Annotated in this window: 17 protein-coding genes and 1 tRNA gene; 6 read left to right on the top strand and 12 right to left on the bottom strand. The window is 39.6% G+C overall.

The window, feature by feature from the left end; genetic code table 11:
- Positions 1 to 27: 27 nt before the first annotated feature.
- Entirely contained in the window at positions 28 to 558 is a 531-nt protein-coding gene (gene gloA, locus A7A69_RS14325; RefSeq protein ID WP_152878243.1) for a lactoylglutathione lyase, read from the bottom strand.
- Positions 559 to 786: 228 nt separating this feature from the next.
- Between gloA and A7A69_RS14320 the strand changes: the two genes are divergently transcribed.
- Positions 787 to 862: transfer RNA gene (locus A7A69_RS14320), tRNA-Thr, on the top strand.
- A gap of 28 nt (positions 863 to 890) precedes the next feature.
- Here A7A69_RS14320 and A7A69_RS14315 read toward each other — a convergent pair.
- The 3 genes from A7A69_RS14315 to A7A69_RS14305 form a co-directional block, all read right to left on the bottom strand.
- The gene (locus A7A69_RS14315; RefSeq protein ID WP_152878241.1) at positions 891 to 1,709 is read right to left on the bottom strand and encodes an SAM-dependent methyltransferase; all 819 of its coding nucleotides are present in this window, start codon (positions 1,707 to 1,709) and stop codon (positions 891 to 893) included.
- Positions 1,710 to 1,712: 3 nt separating this feature from the next.
- A complete protein-coding gene (locus A7A69_RS14310) occupies positions 1,713 to 3,011 on the bottom strand; it encodes an FAD-dependent oxidoreductase (RefSeq protein WP_120370096.1) in 1,299 nt (432 codons plus the stop codon).
- Between the two features lie 411 nt (positions 3,012 to 3,422).
- Positions 3,423 to 4,307, bottom strand: a complete 885-nt coding sequence (locus tag A7A69_RS14305; RefSeq protein ID WP_120370095.1) for a pirin family protein — start codon at positions 4,305 to 4,307, stop codon at positions 3,423 to 3,425.
- Positions 4,308 to 4,590: 283 nt separating this feature from the next.
- On the opposite strand from A7A69_RS14305, the gene ycaC reads away from it, so the two are divergent.
- A complete protein-coding gene (gene ycaC / locus A7A69_RS14300; RefSeq protein WP_152878239.1) occupies positions 4,591 to 5,220 on the top strand; it encodes an isochorismate family cysteine hydrolase YcaC in 630 nt (209 codons plus the stop codon).
- A gap of 104 nt (positions 5,221 to 5,324) precedes the next feature.
- On the top strand, positions 5,325 to 6,251 hold the full coding sequence (locus tag A7A69_RS14295) for a LysR substrate-binding domain-containing protein (protein WP_120370093.1): 927 nt from the start codon (positions 5,325 to 5,327) through the stop codon (positions 6,249 to 6,251).
- Positions 6,252 to 6,275: 24 nt separating this feature from the next.
- Here the strand turns inward: A7A69_RS14295 and A7A69_RS14290 are convergent, their stop codons facing one another.
- From A7A69_RS14290 to A7A69_RS14270, 5 genes are all read right to left on the bottom strand, one after another.
- Positions 6,276 to 7,361, bottom strand: coding sequence for an HlyD family secretion protein (locus A7A69_RS14290; RefSeq protein WP_152878237.1), 1,086 nt, complete (start codon positions 7,359 to 7,361; stop codon positions 6,276 to 6,278).
- An 18-nt stretch (positions 7,362 to 7,379) separates the two neighbouring features.
- On the bottom strand, positions 7,380 to 8,912 hold the full coding sequence (locus A7A69_RS14285; RefSeq protein WP_152878235.1) for an MFS transporter: 1,533 nt from the start codon (positions 8,910 to 8,912) through the stop codon (positions 7,380 to 7,382).
- 354 nt (positions 8,913 to 9,266) lie between these two features.
- Positions 9,267 to 9,815 carry a single-stranded DNA-binding protein gene (gene ssb, locus A7A69_RS14280; protein ID WP_120370090.1) on the bottom strand — a complete coding sequence of 183 codons (549 nt, stop codon included), beginning with the start codon at positions 9,813 to 9,815 and terminating at the stop codon, positions 9,267 to 9,269.
- Positions 9,816 to 9,866: 51 nt separating this feature from the next.
- Positions 9,867 to 11,231, bottom strand: a complete 1,365-nt coding sequence (locus tag A7A69_RS14275) for an MFS transporter (RefSeq protein ID WP_120370089.1) — start codon at positions 11,229 to 11,231, stop codon at positions 9,867 to 9,869.
- A 143-nt stretch (positions 11,232 to 11,374) separates the two neighbouring features.
- Positions 11,375 to 12,454, bottom strand: coding sequence for a DUF475 domain-containing protein (locus A7A69_RS14270; protein WP_120370088.1), 1,080 nt, complete (start codon positions 12,452 to 12,454; stop codon positions 11,375 to 11,377).
- Between the two features lie 195 nt (positions 12,455 to 12,649).
- On the opposite strand from A7A69_RS14270, the gene tenA reads away from it, so the two are divergent.
- Positions 12,650 to 13,321: a thiaminase II gene (gene tenA / locus A7A69_RS14265; RefSeq protein ID WP_152878233.1), complete on the top strand. Its 672-nt coding sequence runs from the start codon at positions 12,650 to 12,652 to the stop codon at positions 13,319 to 13,321.
- A gap of 49 nt (positions 13,322 to 13,370) precedes the next feature.
- On the opposite strand, the gene A7A69_RS14260 is transcribed toward tenA, so the two are convergent.
- A complete protein-coding gene (locus A7A69_RS14260; RefSeq protein ID WP_119686845.1) occupies positions 13,371 to 13,682 on the bottom strand; it encodes a hypothetical protein in 312 nt (103 codons plus the stop codon).
- A 41-nt stretch (positions 13,683 to 13,723) separates the two neighbouring features.
- The gene (locus A7A69_RS14255; protein WP_120370085.1) at positions 13,724 to 14,065 is read right to left on the bottom strand and encodes a GlpM family protein; all 342 of its coding nucleotides are present in this window, start codon (positions 14,063 to 14,065) and stop codon (positions 13,724 to 13,726) included.
- 206 nt (positions 14,066 to 14,271) lie between these two features.
- Between A7A69_RS14255 and A7A69_RS14250 the strand changes: the two genes are divergently transcribed.
- A complete protein-coding gene (locus A7A69_RS14250; protein WP_152878231.1) occupies positions 14,272 to 14,646 on the top strand; it encodes a hypothetical protein in 375 nt (124 codons plus the stop codon).
- Between the two features lie 97 nt (positions 14,647 to 14,743).
- Here the strand turns inward: A7A69_RS14250 and A7A69_RS14245 are convergent, their stop codons facing one another.
- Positions 14,744 to 15,097 (bottom strand): DUF1304 domain-containing protein, encoded by a 354-nt coding sequence (locus A7A69_RS14245; protein WP_151979907.1) that lies wholly within the window; start codon positions 15,095 to 15,097, stop codon positions 14,744 to 14,746.
- A 196-nt stretch (positions 15,098 to 15,293) separates the two neighbouring features.
- On the opposite strand from A7A69_RS14245, the gene uvrA reads away from it, so the two are divergent.
- Positions 15,294 to 18,125, top strand: coding sequence for an excinuclease ABC subunit UvrA (gene uvrA, locus A7A69_RS14240; protein WP_152878229.1), 2,832 nt, complete (start codon positions 15,294 to 15,296; stop codon positions 18,123 to 18,125).
- Positions 18,126 to 18,142 lie beyond the last annotated feature (17 nt).

Here is an 18,142-nt window from a genome sequence, read left to right as displayed (position 1 = left end):
AAAAATAATTTACCTCCCCCTTTTTACTTAGGCACTCAGTAAAGGTGTCGGTTGTAAAATTTCAATCCAGTAATCATCTGGATCTTTAATGAATGCCACATAGTTCATACGACCATCACTCAGTCGTTTCTGAAAATTTACACCAAGCTGTTTAAAACGTTCGCACTCTTTTACAACATCAGGAACCGATACACACAAATGTCCAAAACCACGTGGTTCACTATTACCATTATGATAGTGAAAATCTGGGTCATTTTCAGTGCCATGATTCAGTGTCAGTTCCAACACGCCCGCTTGACTCAAAACCCATTGTTTACGCTCAATATCATTTTCAGGAATCTCGCTCAAGTGACGGCGTACCAGATAAACAATAGTAAATGCAGCTTCATCAAAAACCTGCTCATATACAGGAACAAAACCTAAAACTTTGGCATACCATTGAATCGAATCTTGCAAGTTTTTAACCCGAATCATAGTGTGATTAAACACATAATCTTTGGTTTGGAGATCTTCAGATGTCGGGAGATTAAATTTACTCAATAAATCATGTAATGCCATAAGATGTTGCCTCATCCAGTTTTGGTAGAGAAATAATTGAAGATATTGAAACTTTAACGCATCAACAAACTCAAATCCAATCTGGATCAGAGAATGGTTTCATAAATACACATTTCTTTCGAGAAACCAGTTGCGAAGCTTTTTTATCTATTTACTGTTTAATCTTCCAACAAATACGCTTTTTAGACTTGTTTTTTTTGTTGGCTTAGGTAAAATTCACGCCACGTTGCCGGCATAGCTCAGTTGGTAGAGCAACTGACTTGTAATCAGTAGGTCCACAGTTCGAATCCGTGTGCCGGCACCATTTTTTTATTATTATAAAATGTTCTTTTTTAATTTTTCACTGCACTGATTTGCATATAACGAATGATCCCTTCTTGATTTAAGTAATTGCACAATTTTGCTGTCGCTTGTATTTTTAATTGCGCTAAATCTGCCATTTTATGATTGTCACTTGAAGCAATAAATCTGGCAAAACCACCAAATACCAATTCGGTTAGATCTATACTTTCAATCTTGGTAAACCCATGCTGTTCAAGTTGGTGTCGAGTCATTTGCAGCGAGCCAAGATGATTGAGATCGACGTCAGCAGCCTTGAGAAGATAATAATATTTTTGTTTTTGTAATACAGAAAGTTGCTGCCATTTTTCCGATAGCACCAAATAATGAAAACCCAAACGACCCTGTGCATGTAGAACAGGCTCTACTGCATTTAAAAATAAATTTAAATCGCTGTGATAGGCGGCATCTATACATAAGATGACATCAAAAGCTTCTGGTAAATAAAGCTGATTTAAATCTAAAAATGAACCTTGTTGGATATGATCTAGCTGCGGTAATTGTTGCCGAATCTGCTGGATATGATTCGCTTGTATATCTACAGCACTGATATGTTGCACATGATAATTTTCAATCCAGTGCTGCAAACTGGCTCCCTGTCCACAGCCCACATCTATTAGCTGATCTTTTGCGGTTAACTGAACTGCATTTGCTAATTGATCTGCCAATTGACAACATGCAGTTTTATAATCTGTCGTATTTTCCCAATATCCTAGATTACTCCATGCCAGACTCCGCGTATCCCCCAAACGTGCTGCATTAATTGCGTATTTATGAGGAAGTTTAGCTGTCAAAACATGGAATAATTTCATCGGTTAATAACCAAGTTGAGGCGCGATTTCTACCTCAGGCTTTAATCCAACAAAGGGTAATGGTGCGTTGAAAATTTCAGCAATATGCATGGCAGAAGTTACCGCAGATTCTAAAATTGGTAAACCATCACACGACCATGAACCACAATAAAACACTTTACGATTCGGCATTTTATGGCGTTGCTGCAATTCTTTGTTTAACGCTACTGTTTTTGAATCCACTACAGCACGTGTCAGTTTAACCGTCGAAATAATTTTCTTCGGATCAATTTCTGTGACAGGTCGCCATGTTTGAAACACAGGATTTTTACCAACCAATGTGGGTTCTACAGCATTCATCCAGACTGTAAATTGCTGACGAGTAAATTTTCGATCCATCATATAGCTAAGTACCGACCAATCTTTACGACGTGGCGGCATTACCGAAGTATCGGTATGAATAACAAGATCACCATCTTCAAAACGAAACTGTTGTAAGATCGCGATATCATCTGCAAATTGTTCTGGATTTAAAAATTCTTCAACTTTGGAAGTGGGTGTAGCCACGATCACTCGATCATATAAACCTTGTTCCCCCTGATTATTAACCACCAGCACTTTATCAGCTTGTTCTTGTACTTCGGTAATCGCTGATCCACTACGAATATCAATCCCATCAATCAAACGATCGACGAAAGCAGGCGTTCCACCCTGCATACGTAATAAAGCATCTCCATCGGTCAATTGACGTAGAAATGTCAATAAAGGTTTTGCTGGCCATTCTCCAATCGTTTTAGGATTACAGGTACAAATTGTGTATAGCACAGGCATCACTGCACCATGCCAGAATACTTCCTCTATATCGTTCTGATTAATAAATTCAGCTAAAGTAATATCTTGGTTTTTAGATTTAAAAAACTGATTGATCGCAGTTTTGAGCTGCAACATACCTTTGACCAAACGCCAACCGTATTGCTTAATCCCTTTTCTATTATTAATAATTGGAAAATTTCCAATACGGCTTCGTGTTGTGGTCAACCATGTTTCTGTACGATCTTCAAATAACCAGCTACATGCCATATAGGTACGAACTGGAAACATTTTCATGCCCAGATGTGTGGCCAGACTGAGGGTATTCTTCCATAAATAAGGATTCATAACACGCAGAGGGGCATCAATGACGCCACCTTCAAACTGAATGCTATGGCTATCCATTCCTCGACCTGAAAGGGCTTCAAATATCGTAACCGTATGTCCTGCATCTTTTAAAATTCTTGCGGTAGCAAGACCAGCCATTCCACTACCGATAATTGCGATATCCAAAATTATGATCCATCAGTTGAGAATTTTTTTGATTATGACTGATGATCATGAAAAACGCCGTATTAAAATCTACCAGTTTTTCTTAAAATCCTTTAGAAATAGTATAAAAAATAATCAAACAATAATGCGACTTGCATCACACTTTTAATTAGAACAAATGACTGAAATTATTGCGGTTTTAATACATTTTTAAATAAAAAATTGTGTAAATAAAATAAGATAAATTAACCAAATGGTTAACTAAAATTTTACAATGATTTTTATTTGCGATAAGATAGAGTCACAAAAATGCCAAATAAATCACAAAAAATATTTTCATTAACGTCTAAAAATGATAATAATGAAATTACAGCGAAAAAGCCCTTTATCGTATTTGATAAAGGGCTTTCTTATTAGAAAATATACGGCAAGTTAGTGGTTGAGTTGAGATTCAGAACCAATTTGACCAAATTTTCCATTATTGAAATCATGAATCGCTTCAACAATTTCTTTTTTGCTGTTCATTACAAATGGACCATAACCTTCAATCGGTTCATTTAAAGGCTCTCCAGTCAATATCAAAAATTTGGCATCGCTGTTTGCACTCAATTCAAAATCGACATCTGCTTGATCAAAAATCACAACTGAACGTTCACCCACTTCGTGAGTGCCATTTACCTTCACCTCACCAGCCATGACCACTAGCAATGAATTATGTCCAGCAGGAACACTAAACTTCTGGGTTTGACCCGCAGTCAAGTAACCATCCCAAACATTGACTGGACTAAATGTTGTGGCTGCGCCTTGTGCTGTCTGATATTCACCAGCAACCACGCGGATATAGCTGCCCGTATCATCCAATTTGATCAATGGAATTTGATCTGACTCTATGGCCTGATATTTAGCAGGAGTCATTTTTGAATGTGCAGGTAAGTTGACCCACAACTGCGCCATTTCAAACAAACCGCCGTGCTCTGCAAACTCTGGAGAATGGAATTCTTCATGCAGAATTCCTCCACCTGCGGTCATCCATTGCACATCGCCTGTTTTAATCGTACCACCTCCACCTGCCGAGTCTTTATGTGTGACTTCACCTTTATAGGCAATGGTCACCGTCTCAAAACCACGGTGTGGATGCGAACCTACGCCACGTTGAGAATGGGTTGGTTTAAACTCATAAGGCGCAGCATAGTCCAATAGCAAAAACGGACTGATAGCTTGTCCAAAACGATCATAAGAAAACAGATTATTGACAGGGAAACCATCACCGACCCAGTGCATATGTTTATTTTGATAAATACCTTGAATATTCTTCATTGCCATTACTCATTAAGTAGGGTTAGCATTTGTACAAATTTTACGCCCAACTGAACTGAAGTAATACCCGTAACATAAAACTGAGTGTCCTATATATAAGACAATAATTTAAATGAACGCTCTATTTTTAAAATATTCCAGTTGTTTAAAATATAAATATCCTATTTTTATGATTGTTTATCCCAATAAAATTTCTTAAATGCTCATCATCGCTCATCTAACATGGAAAACTTGTCTAGCCCAATTTTTAAAGCTGGCAAAAGCTCAAGAGAGGAGATAAATCATGAGCAAACCTTACGTACGTTTAGATAAAAATGATGCTGCCGTGTTATTGGTTGATCATCAGACAGGTTTACTTTCTTTGGTTCGGGATATTGATCCAGATAAATTTAAAAATAATGTGTTAGCTGTCGCTGACATTGCAAAATACTTTAATTTACCCACTATTTTAACAACTAGTTTTGAAGATGGGCCAAATGGACCTTTAGTTCCAGAACTAAAAGAAATCTTCCCTGATGCACCGTATATTGCCCGCCCAGGACAAATCAATGCATGGGACAATGAAGATTTTGTGAAAGCAGTGAAAGCCACTGGTAAAAAGCAATTGATTATTGCTGGTGTAGTCACTGAAGTGTGTGTTGCTTTTCCAACACTCGCTGCTTTGGCAGAGGGCTTTGAAGTGTTTGTGATTACCGATGCCTCTGGAACTTTTAATGCATTAACACGCGATGCGGCATGGGATCGTATGTCACAGTCAGGCGCGCAATTAATGACATGGTTTGGTGCAGCAGGTGAATTACATCGCGACTGGCGTAATGATATTGAAGGTTTGGGACAATTATTCTCGAATCATATTCCGGACTATCGTAATTTGATGACCAGTTTTGCACTTGCTCATCAGGACAATAAATAAATCTCGACTCAAATATCATGATAAAAATAAGAGTGAGCCAATCACTCTTATTTCATTTTCATATTTAATAAAAATGATATTACTGCTTTAATCAGGTCTGAAATATGCATTCATTTGATGATTATTATTATTTTTATCTGGTCGTCAAACATGGCGGATTCAGTGCTGCCAGCGAAGCTGAAAATATTACCAAGTCAAAGCTTAGCCGTCGTATTTTAGAGCTTGAAGATAAATTCAAAGTGAATCTTATTCAACGAACTACTCGCCATTTTAAAGTAACGACACTTGGTCAGGAATTTTATGAAGAATGTTGTAAAATTATCGCACAGGTTGAATGTGCCAAAAGTGTCTTATTACAACAGCGTACTGAACCACAGGGTTTAGTCAAAATAAGCTGTCCTACATTAATGATGCAGTTCCAGATTCGTCAATTACTCAAGAATTTTTTAAAAGCCTATCCTCAAGTTGAAATTGAACTGGAATTGACCAGTCGCCATGTCGATGTCCTCCATGATGATATTGATATCGCCATTCGTACCAGTTTTGAACCTGTTCAGGATTCGAGCCTGATTGTACGTGATGTCATTCGTACATCACATTGTCTGGTGGCAGCACCAACTGTCCTAAAAGGTCAAGCTATTGAAAATTACCAACAATTAAATGACTTTCCGTGTATTGGTATTGGTATTCAGAAACAGGAATATCATTGGCAATTATGTCATATTCCGACCAGAGAAGAGGTTATTTTCCCATTTCATCCTCGAATTCGCAGTAATGATATGGCTGGGGTGTATTATGCGGTTTGTGATGGCTTAGGTATTGCTGACTTACCTTATTTAACTGTCGAAAAAGATATTGAACGCGGCACACTGGTGCATATTTTACCAGAATGGCAATCTAATCAGGGAATTGTACAATTGGTCTATGCATCGCGCAAAGGTCAGCGTCTGGTGGTTGAAAAGCTGATTGAGACATTGGTAGGTGGTATCCGCTCACTTGCCAATATGCAAAAGGGCTACTACCTACTCTGATCTCAGATTACATTGTATAGCCACTCAAGATGGGCAAGTTTTATTGGCTGTATAAGCTTCCAGATTAACAATCGCCGACATCCCAATCGCAATTTTTTCCAGACCCTTTTGCTGTGGGTCAAAACTTATTTTTACAGGAAAACGGCGTACAATTTTAGTAAAATTTCCTGTCGCATTATCCGCAGGTAATAACGCTAGCTCTGCGCCACTACTACGTGAAATGCTATCAATCTTTCCGCAGAACGTTTGGTGTGGTATTGCATCCAGACTAAATTCGACCCGATCGCCTGCAGTCAACTTTGATAATTGGGTCTCCTTTAAGTTCGCTTCAATCCAAAGTTGCGTAGCAGGTGCCACTACAATTAAATTTTTTCCTACACTCACAAATTCACCTTCACGCACTTTACGCGATACGACTGTACCTTCACGCGGAGCAACCAGTTTGGTTGCAGATAAATTATTTTGAGTTTGAGCAAGATTCGCTTTAGCAGCAACCAAAGAAGCTTTTAACGATACACTTTGGGCTTTCAATACCTCAATATTTTGCTGTGCTTCTTTAATTTTAATGTTAGATACATTAACACTGGTGGCTTCACTAACCGTATCTTCAACAGCTTTGTCATATTCACTTTTACTCATACCCCCTATGGCCGCGAGCTCTTTAGTTCGTTTTAGATGATTATCAGCACGAAGCTGTGCTGCTTTGGACACCGCGATTTCTGCTCGGGAAATTTCAACCTGATCTTGAGCCAGTTTAATTTTTTCTTCAAGCTCATGTTGACTGGCTTCAATTTCCAATATTTTGGCTTGTGCCTGATCTACCGCAGACTGATAATCCGTTGCATCAATTTCTGCCAAGACTTGACCTGCCTGCACATGTTGATTATCCGAAACATTGACTTTGGTTACATAACCACTGACTTTATTGGCAATATAAGTCAGATCTCCTTTGACATAAGCATTGTCAGAGGACTGCGAATTTTTACTGACACTCCAATAAAAATAAACATAATAAACCGCAGCAAATAGCGCAAACATGACCACTAAAGCAATCACAACACGCAGCCATGGACGAAACGGTCTTTTAGATTGAATAGTTTCTGTGGTCATGAATTTATCTCAGCAAAATTAGTGCACGGCTTTACTGTATGGGAACACCCATACACAAGCAGATGCGATGAATAAGATGAAAAACACCAGTAAAAAAGCATCATTATAGGACAGGGCAAATGCCTGAATCCGTATATGCTGATTCAACTGTGCATAGCTAGCTGCATTTAAGCTGGATGGATCTGTAAAAACAGCACCTAAACTCTGACGAATCGTTTCTAACATCGACAATGTCTGCTCATTTTGTAAATGTACCGCCTCTCCCATCATGGCAGAATGTAGCTTTTCACGTTCATTAATAAAATGATTCAGTACACCAATTCCGCCAACCAGTCCAATCACACGTGCATAGTTAAAACCAATACCGCAAGTTGGGCCTTCAGTAGGAATAATGTCATACAACACCAGATGTAAGGTGGCCAGTGAAAATAATCCTTGTCCCAGACCCGCAACAAAAATAGGCCATAGAAAATCGTGAATTGCCCACTGCGAGGTGGAAAAACTACAATACAGTGAACTAAACGCCAAAATACATAATGCGAGCGACATAATCATTCTCTGGTCAAGACGTGGACTCAGATAATATGCCGTCATGACGCCAATCAGTGTCCCAACAGAAAAAGGCCACAACACTTCGGCAATCTGTTCAATCCGAAAGCCTGAAAGCTGAATCAGAAACTGCGGAATCACCCAGATAATAAACAATGAACCAAAGCGAAAAATCACCTGAAAAATAAGTGCATAGCTAAATGGTTTATAAAACAGGGTAAGCTTAAATAACGCAGCGTCATACCTCATAAAATGTACAATGGCAAAGCCCATAAACAGAAATCCTGCCAGAAAACTAGCCGTGATCCACCATGCTTCAAACCAGAAATGTCGCTCCCCCTCTGACAAAGCCATCACAATTAAGCTTAGCCCCACAGAGATCAGTAAATAACCCACCCAGTCAAACAGCTTAAACGCTTCCAGACGGATAGGATCTTCCTTAAATAAAAAATTGGCCAAAATAACATAAGCCACAATTCCCAAAGCAGGAATAATAAACAGCAAATGCCAATTTTCACTATATAGAAAAAGACTGCCTAACCACGCCGAAACCCCAATTCCAATCGCAGTAGCTAAAGCAAAATAGGTTAAACCACGAGTCCGAATTAAACCTGCGGGGTGGGTAGAAAACAGGATAATAAACATCAAGATTGGCAGCATGCCTGCAAAAAAACCATGCATGACCCGTAAAAACAACATCACTTGAAAATTATGGATAGTCACAATGAGTAACGAACTCAAAATGAAACCCATTCCTGCAATCATCATGGCACGGCGGCGACCAACAGCACCTGACAATAAAAAGGCAATGGGTAATCCTAATATTTGTCCAACATTATATAGCGTGACGACCCAACCCACTTCTTGCGATGTGACTGCAAACGCTCCCGCAATATCTTGCTGCGCAAAAATAATAGACAAAGGGAAAGTACTACTCACTATCGCGCCAAAAGCAGCGATGGTCATCGCCATGACTCGTTGCATTTTTACTGCATCAGGCATGAGGCTTTCCTTTATTTTTTTGATCGTGGCATTTATTTGATGAAACTAATCAATGTCTTATTATGAACACGAACATTGATATTTGATACGAAATATCAATGATTTCTAGACATGACTATCCCTATTTTTAGCAAAAACGAAGCGATAGCTTTAATCTCAAATAATAATACTGGTAATACATCATGTTATGCGTTTTCAGACCGTGATGTAAGAAAGATAACGGAAAAGATCGTTTTATTATTAGGATAATCAGTTTATATCATTATTCTCAAATAAAATTAAAAAGCCCCACTAGCAAACTAGTGAGGCTTAATATCTATCAAGATAAGTTAAAAATTATCTCTCTAGGGTGTACTAGAACGGTAGATCATCATCTAGATCGGTAGGTGCTGGTGCCGCAGGTGCCTTCGGTGCAAAACCACCAGGATTATTATTGCCTGCATTACCATAACCACCACCTTGGTTAAAGCCATTATTATTTTGACCATAACCAGACTGCTGAGGTGCATTGTTATTAAAGCGTGGCTGATTAAAATCATTACCGCCGCCCATTGCTTGATCACCTTGTTGACGAGAATCTAGCATCTGCATTTGCTCACCACGAATTTCAGTGGTGTAACGTTCCTGTCCGTTTTGATCTGTCCATTGGCGAGTACGCAAAGAACCCTCAATATAAACTTTTGAACCTTTACGCAAATATTGCTGTGCAATTTCCCCTAAACGATTATGCAATACAATACGATGCCATTCGGTTTGCTCTTTACGCTCACCCGTATTTTTATCTGTCCAAGATTCACTGGTCGCAATCGAGAACTGGGTCAAAGAGCCCCCATTTGGAAAAGTTTTGGTTTCTGGATCACGTCCTAAAGTACCAACTAAAATTACTTTATTCACACCACGCATTAGCTAATTTCTTCCTATGTATTTCTGTGTTTTACTTTATAAGAGTTATGCTCAAATGGCTACCTCTGAGCCTATCAAGTGCGTTAAATGTTGTCGCGCAGCATCATCAATGATCTGTTTATCAACTTTTATATACGCTACTTTTTGCTCAGCCATCACAACGACTTCTTCAATACCACGAATCGCCAATAGTTTTGAAGTCCATTCATCTGTTTGTTTTAACTCAGGTAAAGGTAATACAATCGAAGATAAATATCGTGGCTGTGCCAGACCAAAACTAATCAGCAGCCAAATCATAGCAATGCCCGCTAAAATACTCCAACCTAACGACGTATTATGTAACATTAAAAGTTGTCCCCCCAATACCCCACCAAAAAATGCCCCTAAAAACTGGCTACTGGCATTAATGCCCATAGCAGTTGCTTTAGATTGAAGCGGTGCGGACTTAGATAACCATGAGGGTAATAGTGCCTCCATGACATTGAAGGCAATAAAAAATAAACCTAGCCCTAATAACAGAATATATTTTGATTCGTAGCCAAAAATTAAAATCAATAAACCCGCAATAATGCCAAAAATTGCAGTCAGAAAAATTCCGCGCATTTTCCGATATTTTTCAGCAATGATAATGCTTGGAAATGCAAAAAACAGACTAATCACTAAAAGCGGTAAGTACACCATGCCATGTTTTGCCAGTGGAATATTGGCAAACTCGATTAACTGCGATGGCACGTAAATAAACATTGCTGTCAGCAATAAATGCAGTGAAAAAACCGAAACATGCAGTCGATTTAAATCGCTCATCTGGATCACTTGTTTAAGCTGTGCCAGATAACCTTGTCGAAAATTACGGTGATGCCGAGTGACTTTCGGTACGAGCAGCAACATAAAAATGGCTGCAATTCCCATAATGGTCGTGACCCAGAACAAACCTGAAATGCCTACCTTACTGGTGAGCCATGGCCCCAAACTAAATGCCACGACAAAGGACAAACCAATACTCATGCCCATGACTGCCATAGCTTTAGTACGCTGTTCTTCACGAGTAACATCGGCCAGAAGTGCCATTACAACTGCTGAAACTGCACCTGCACCTGCAATAGCACGCCCAATAATCACGCCATAAATGGTATGAGACATTGCGGCAATTGCACCACCCAGTGCAAAAAGTACTAGTCCTAAAATAATGAGAGGTTTACGACTAAAACGATCAGCCCAAAGACTAAATGGAATTTGCAAAATTGCCTGACTTAAACCATAAACACCAACAGCCAAGCCAATCAACGCAGGTGTTGCATATTGGTAAGACTGACCTGCAATAGAAAACACGGGGATAATCATGAACAATCCCAACATTCGCAAAGCAAAAATGCTGCTTAATGCAAAAGTTGAGCGACGTTCTATAGCATTCATCATCTTATTACGCTGAATTTAACCTGTACAAATTATAGGGTATTCACATCAAAACTTCGCTACATTCCTTCAATTTCTTGTGAACATAAAACAAAGCAAGGTGTAAAAACACCCTGCTAATTTAGTTCATTAGACTGAATATTTGCTTAACTCGATGGTTGGTGCTTGCGATATTGAATCGATGCAATCACGGCCCAAACAATAAATGCGACCCCAATTAAGCCTGTGACTACTTCTGGGACATGTACACCCGTGCCACTGGCAAGCATAATAAATGCTAAAGCCCCAATCGCGTAATGTGCGCCATGCTCAAGGAAAATATAAGCATCCAGCGTTCCTTTTTCCACCAAATAAATCGTCATGGAACGCACAAAGATCGCACCAATGGCCAAGCCAAGCATAATAATTACGACATCACTGGTAATCGCAAATGCACCGATCACGCCATCAAAACTAAACGAAGCATCTAAAACTTCAAGATATAAAAATCCACCGAAACCAGCTTTTACCACGCCCGTCACTGCACCATTTTCATCATGTTTGACTGCATTGCCTTCTTCATCTACTTCTGGTTCACCGCCTAGTAAGTGACTGAGTACTTGTACCCCAATATAAATCACTAAGCCCCAGATCCCTGCCATTGTGACGACCAGACGTTTTTCATCTGCCACTTGTGCTGACATGATAAGCAAGGCAATAAGTGCAATAAATACCGACATCGCAGGAACACTGGCCAAATGCGAGAGCTTGGATTCTAACCATCTAAACCAATGGGTGTCTTTACCATCATCAAAAAAGAAATTTAGAAAGACCATCAACAAGAACGTACCACCAAAGGCTGCAATTTCAGGATGATGTTCCATCAAACGCTGTGAATAAGTCGCAGGATCGTTCAATGCCATTTGTACTACTTCCAACATCCCCATATCGGCAGTGACCGCCACAATGACGATTGGAAAAATCAGACGCATACCAAATACGGCAACCAAAATACCAATGGTTAAGAATATCATTTTCCAGAAATGATCCCAGTTGCGTAAAACTGAAGCGTTCACCACGGCATTATCAAAAGATAAAGATACTTCCATCACGGCCAAAATCGCAGTAATAGTTAAGGCTTTAAACATCGTAGAAATGCCCGCTTCTGGGCCATGGGTATATCCCCAATATGCAGACAAAGCCAAACAAATCACGGTAAAAAAAATGGAAAAACGGAAATGCTTCATGAACGACCTGAATCAAAAATATTAAAATTAGGATTTCGCTGCATATTATGCGCGTTTTACTAAGGCTTGCAGATGACTTTTATCACTTTTTAGTAAAATCTTAAGGCAAAATTAATAAAGTATCTCTACGACCTAACCAATACAAAATTTTGTTATAGTCTGGGCAGATGATCTTTTACCTTTAGAGCAAAACAAATGAGTTTTACCCAAGAACTTTGGCAAAATAATATTGAGCTTTATCAAAAAACGTTAAACCTCCCTTTTAATCAGGAGCTTGCATCAGGAACATTATCTACCGATGCTTTTTGTCATTATGTGATTCAGGATGCACATTATTTGCTTGCCTATGGTCGTGCTTTGGCTATTGCCGCAGCAAAGGCTTTTGATGCAGATGATGTGATTCAGTTCGCTGAGGCTGCCAAAATTGCAATTATCGTAGAACGCAGTTTACACAATGACTTTATGCAGCATTTTGACATTAGCAAGCAACAATTTGAAAGCACGCCGCTGACACTTGCCTGTCATCACTATATTTCATTTTTAACCGCGACAGCTTGGTCTGAAAGTTATCCAGTGGTTTTAGCCGCGTTGTTACCTTGTTTCTGGATTTATGCGGAAGTCGGTAAAGATATCGTAGAAAAAACGGTTGTGAATAATCCATATCAGGCTTGGATTGACACTTATTCGGGAGAAGAGTTTCACACTGCTGTGCGTAATGTGATTGCCACTGTCGATAAAGTCGCTGCTCGTTGTGATGATGACACCAAAGCCAAAATGCATGCAGCCTATACTATGGGTGCAAAACTAGAATGGTTGTTTTGGGATAGTGCTTATCAGCAACGGCAATGGATGGGGCTAACAGACTAAAATCAATTGAATCGGATTAGTTTTGAATGAATCCGATTCAATGCTCAACTTAAAGTACAGTTTGGGTATTTACTGTATGATGAAAAACATAAGGATCAGAAATTAGTTCATACTGCTCATCATCTGCATAAGTAACCGCAATTTGATAGTCTTCACCCGCAAATGCTTTAACAGATGCAAGATCATCCCAATATGTTGCAAGAAAAAAATGCGCCCATTCTGCCTGAATCACCTGTTTGACAAAAGCACCCTGATTACCTGTTATTTGACGGGCGTGATTTACTCCTGTTTCTTCTAAATGTAATGCAAAACCTTGTGCATGTTTCAACGGTACACAACCATGCCACGTTCTAACAATCATTTTCACTCTTCACTTCAAAATATTTTAACTTTGCCACAATCTTAGTTATAAAAAGACGTCCAGCCGTATAACAAAATCGCCGCAGCCAATACCCAAGCCAATGTTGCGAAACTTAAACACATGCTAATCGATACGCGATCTGCAAGGTAATACACCATCCCCAAATAAATGGCGTATGGAATCAGTGACCATAAACCAAACAGTGCTGTTTTGCGTAATGCTTCAGCGCCTTGCTGTCCAAATACAATAACATGGGCAATCAGTGCAAATGTTGGAAATAAAGGTACTAAACCCGCAATATAAAAAGAACGACTTTTAGACAATAATGAAATGAGTATCACAACTGCTGCACCCAACGTGCATTTAAAAAATAAAGCAAACATGAAAACAATAGCGCTTGAACAATGACACCGAACTTACACCTTTTCTTTACAAAATAGAAGCCTACAACTGATCGTATAAAAGTAATCTCATGCTTTTTAAAAATTCAGCTTGCAATTTCAGATAAATTCAAGCATTCTTATTTGATAATGATTATCATTTATTATAGCTTGAATACTTATATAGCACACGGGTGTGGGAGAACATGATGCTTATAGAAACTCAAGGTAGTGAAGCGATGAACGCAATGATTACCCTGCGTCAATGTTGGTTTACAAATGAAGAAATTTATATCAATAAGGGCTGCTTACATTGTGGTTCAGCAGCGACATATCTAATTTATTTTACTAATCGTAAAATTCAAAAACTGATGCTGGGTTTTATTGCCAAATATAATTGTAATCATCCTCAGCGCATGGATCTTATGGATATAGAGCATTTTGAGCAAGATTATGAACAATTACTGTCACAACTTGAAGCTCAAGTCATCCATTATTCTTTTTCGCAACATAATCAACCGAAACGCATTGCCTTTGAACAAGTCGAGTCTATTTTTGAACGTGATTTTGCAATGGCTTGCTAAAAAACAACAATTACAAAAACTGTCTCCCAATTGACTCCAAAGCACAGCTTAAGTTGTGCTTTTTTTTTATTCGCTTGGTCAAGTTTTCATAAGATTTTTATAATAAGTACACAGCCAGTAATCCGAGCAATGCAGGAACAGCCTGAATATAAATAATCTTTCGGCTCGCCGTTAATCCCCCATAAATGCCAGCAACCAAAACACAGCCTAAGAAGAAAGTTGCGAGAGGCAAAGCATAACTTGCAGGAGCAAACAGTGACCAAATCAGTCCTGCTGCTAGAAAACCATTATAAAGCCCCTGATTTTGTGCCAAGACTTTGGTCAGTTGTGCTTTTTCCAGAGTATTCCCAAATGCCTTGAGTCCATAAGGCTTATCCCACAAAAACATTTCTAGCACCAAGATATAAATGTGCAGCAGTGCAATGAATGCGATTAGAATTTTACCAATCATGGTCGCTATCCTATTTTTTAATCAAGTTCAATTTTAGAACTTAACTATAGCTGAATTTCTCCCCGACTGTATAAAAGTTTTATTGTATTTGGTTTCAGCCGACACAAATTGACGCATAAAATGGTAAATTTCATGCTTGAACATTTTTCATGCGCTATCATATATAAGTTTTTCTCATTCATTTCAGGATCATTTTATGAGCCAAAGTCATATCCGTATTCGAGGTGCACGTACCCATAACTTAAAAAACGTGTCTCTCGATATTCCACGCGATAAGTTTGTGGTGATTACGGGACTCTCAGGCTCAGGTAAATCCTCTTTAGCCTTTGATACCTTATACGCCGAAGGTCAGCGTCGTTATGTAGAGTCACTGTCGGCCTATGCACGTCAGTTTTTATCACAAATGGAAAAGCCTGATGTCGATGCCATTGAAGGGTTAAGTCCTGCAATTGCAATTGAACAAAAATCCACCAGTCACAACCCACGCTCAACGGTGGGAACCATTACCGAAATTTATGACTATTTACGTTTGCTCTATGCCCGTGTCGGTACGCCTTATTGTCCTGAACATGATTTGCCAATGGTCGCGCAAACCGTGTCTGAAATGGTCGATGCAGTTAAAGCATTAGAAGAAGGCACTGCTTTAATGCTGCTTGCGCCAGTGGTACGTGAACGTAAAGGTGAATATTCACAATTGTTTGAACAGTTACAAGGTCAGGGTTTTGTCCGCGCACGTGTCGATGGTGAGATTATTGATATTGATAGCCCGCCAGAACTAGATAAAAAGAAAAAACATACCATTGAAGTGGTCGTAGATCGCTTTAAAGTCCGTGATGATCTGGGGAATCGGATTGCGGAATCCTTTGAAACTGCCTTGCGTTTAGGCGGTGATCTGGCAATTTTATCATGGATGAAATCTGAACAACCTGATCGTGTATTTTCTGCAAAACATTCATGCCCAGAATGTGATCGTGCAGTCGCTGAACTTGAACCGCGTATGTTCTCGTTTAACAATCCATTTGGTGCCTGCCCTGTCTGTGATGGTTTGGGAACACGCAGTCATTTTAGTGCAGAGAAACTAATTCCAAGTCCTGATTTATCTTTAAATCAGGGGGCAATTCGTGGTTGGGATCGTCAACGTCCATATTATTATTCGATGTTGCAAAAAGTGGCTGAACATTTTGCCTACTCACTGGATGAACCGTGGAATAAACTGGATAAAGATACACAAAAGAAATTTTTATATGGCACAGGCAAAGAAAAAATTGATCTGAGTTATATCGATGAACGTGGTCGCCGGCATAATCGTGTGATTCCATTTGAAGGTGTGATTACTCATTTAGAACGTCGTTATCGGGAAACTGAAAGTAATTATGTTCGTGACGACTTGGCACAATATTTATCCAATGCCGCCTGCGATGCTTGTGGTGGTTCACGTCTGAATGAAATTTCACGCCATGTCAAAGTGAAAGATAAAACCATTGCTGACATCACTAGCATGTCGATTGGCGATGCAGAAAGCTATTATCAGGACTTAAATCTTGACGGTGCCAAAGGTGAAATTGCCGATAAAATTTTTAAAGAAATTCGTGAGCGCTTACACTTTTTGGTCAGTGTAGGACTGAATTATTTGAGTTTGGCACGTTCAGCCGAAACACTTTCAGGTGGTGAAGCGCAGCGTATTCGTCTCGCCTCACAAATTGGCGCTGGTTTAATGGGCGTGATGTACGTACTGGATGAACCCTCTATTGGTCTGCATCAACGGGATAATGATCGTTTACTACAAACCCTGATTCGCTTGCGTGATTTAGGCAATACCGTTCTTGTGGTTGAGCATGATGAAGATGCGATTCGTGCTGCCGATCATATTATTGATATTGGCCCAGGCGCTGGTATACATGGTGGCGAAATTATTGCCGAAGGAACCTATGAAGAGTTAGCAAATCATGCTGACTCTCTGACAGGTCAATATTTATCAGGCGCTTTAAAAATTGAAGTTCCAAAGCAACGCTTACAATCACCTACACCTGATCAGAAAATCAAGCTTTCTGGCGCAGCAGGTCATAACCTGAAAAATGTCGATCTGACCATTCCCTTAGGCATCATGACCTGTGTCACAGGGGTTTCAGGTTCAGGTAAATCTACCTTAATTAACCGTACTTTGTTGCCATTAGCCGCAACACAATTGAATGGTGCAACCACACTCACCGCAGAAAAATTTGATTCGATTGATGGGTTGCAACATCTGGATAAAGTCGTGGATATCGATCAGAGTCCAATTGGTCGTACACCGCGCTCGAATCCTGCGACTTATACAGGTTTATTTACCCCAATTCGTGAATTATTTGCGCAAACGCCTGAAGCAAAAGCACGTGGTTATGCCGCAGGACGTTTTTCATTTAATGTCAAAGGCGGTCGCTGTGAAGTATGTGAAGGCGATGGCATGATTAAAGTGGCGATGCACTTTTTACCTGACATGTATGTGCCATGCGATGCCTGTCATGGTAAACGCTATAATCGTGAAACGTTGGAAGTGACCTATAAAGGTAAAAATATTTCTGATGTTTTAGAGATGACAGTCGAAGATGGCGCAGAATTTTTTAATGCCATTCCTGTAATTCACCGCCGTTTGGAAACACTGACTCAAGTGGGCTTAGGTTATATTCGTTTAGGTCAGGCAGCGACCACACTTTCAGGTGGTGAGGCACAACGGGTTAAACTGGCACGTGAGCTAGCCAAGCGTGATACGGGTAAAACTCTCTATGTACTGGATGAACCCACTACAGGGCTGCATTTCCATGATATTGCCAAGCTTCTGGACATTCTGCATGAGCTGCGTAACAAAGGTAATACTATTGTGGTGATTGAGCATAATCTAGACGTGATTAAAACCGCAGACTGGATTATCGACTTAGGCCCAGAAGGGGGTTCTGGCGGCGGTCAAATTATTGCCGAAGGGACGCCTGAACAAGTGGCAGAAGTTGAGATTTCACATACTGGACGTTTTTTGAAGCCGATGTTGAAATAATTTTTCTGGGCTCGTAA

This window comes from Acinetobacter guerrae (assembly GCF_009372255.1).
Taxonomy (GTDB): Bacteria; Pseudomonadota; Gammaproteobacteria; order Pseudomonadales; family Moraxellaceae; genus Acinetobacter; species Acinetobacter guerrae.
Note: the sequence above shows the minus strand (reverse complement) of the source record. Positions and strands in the feature narration are given on the sequence as shown.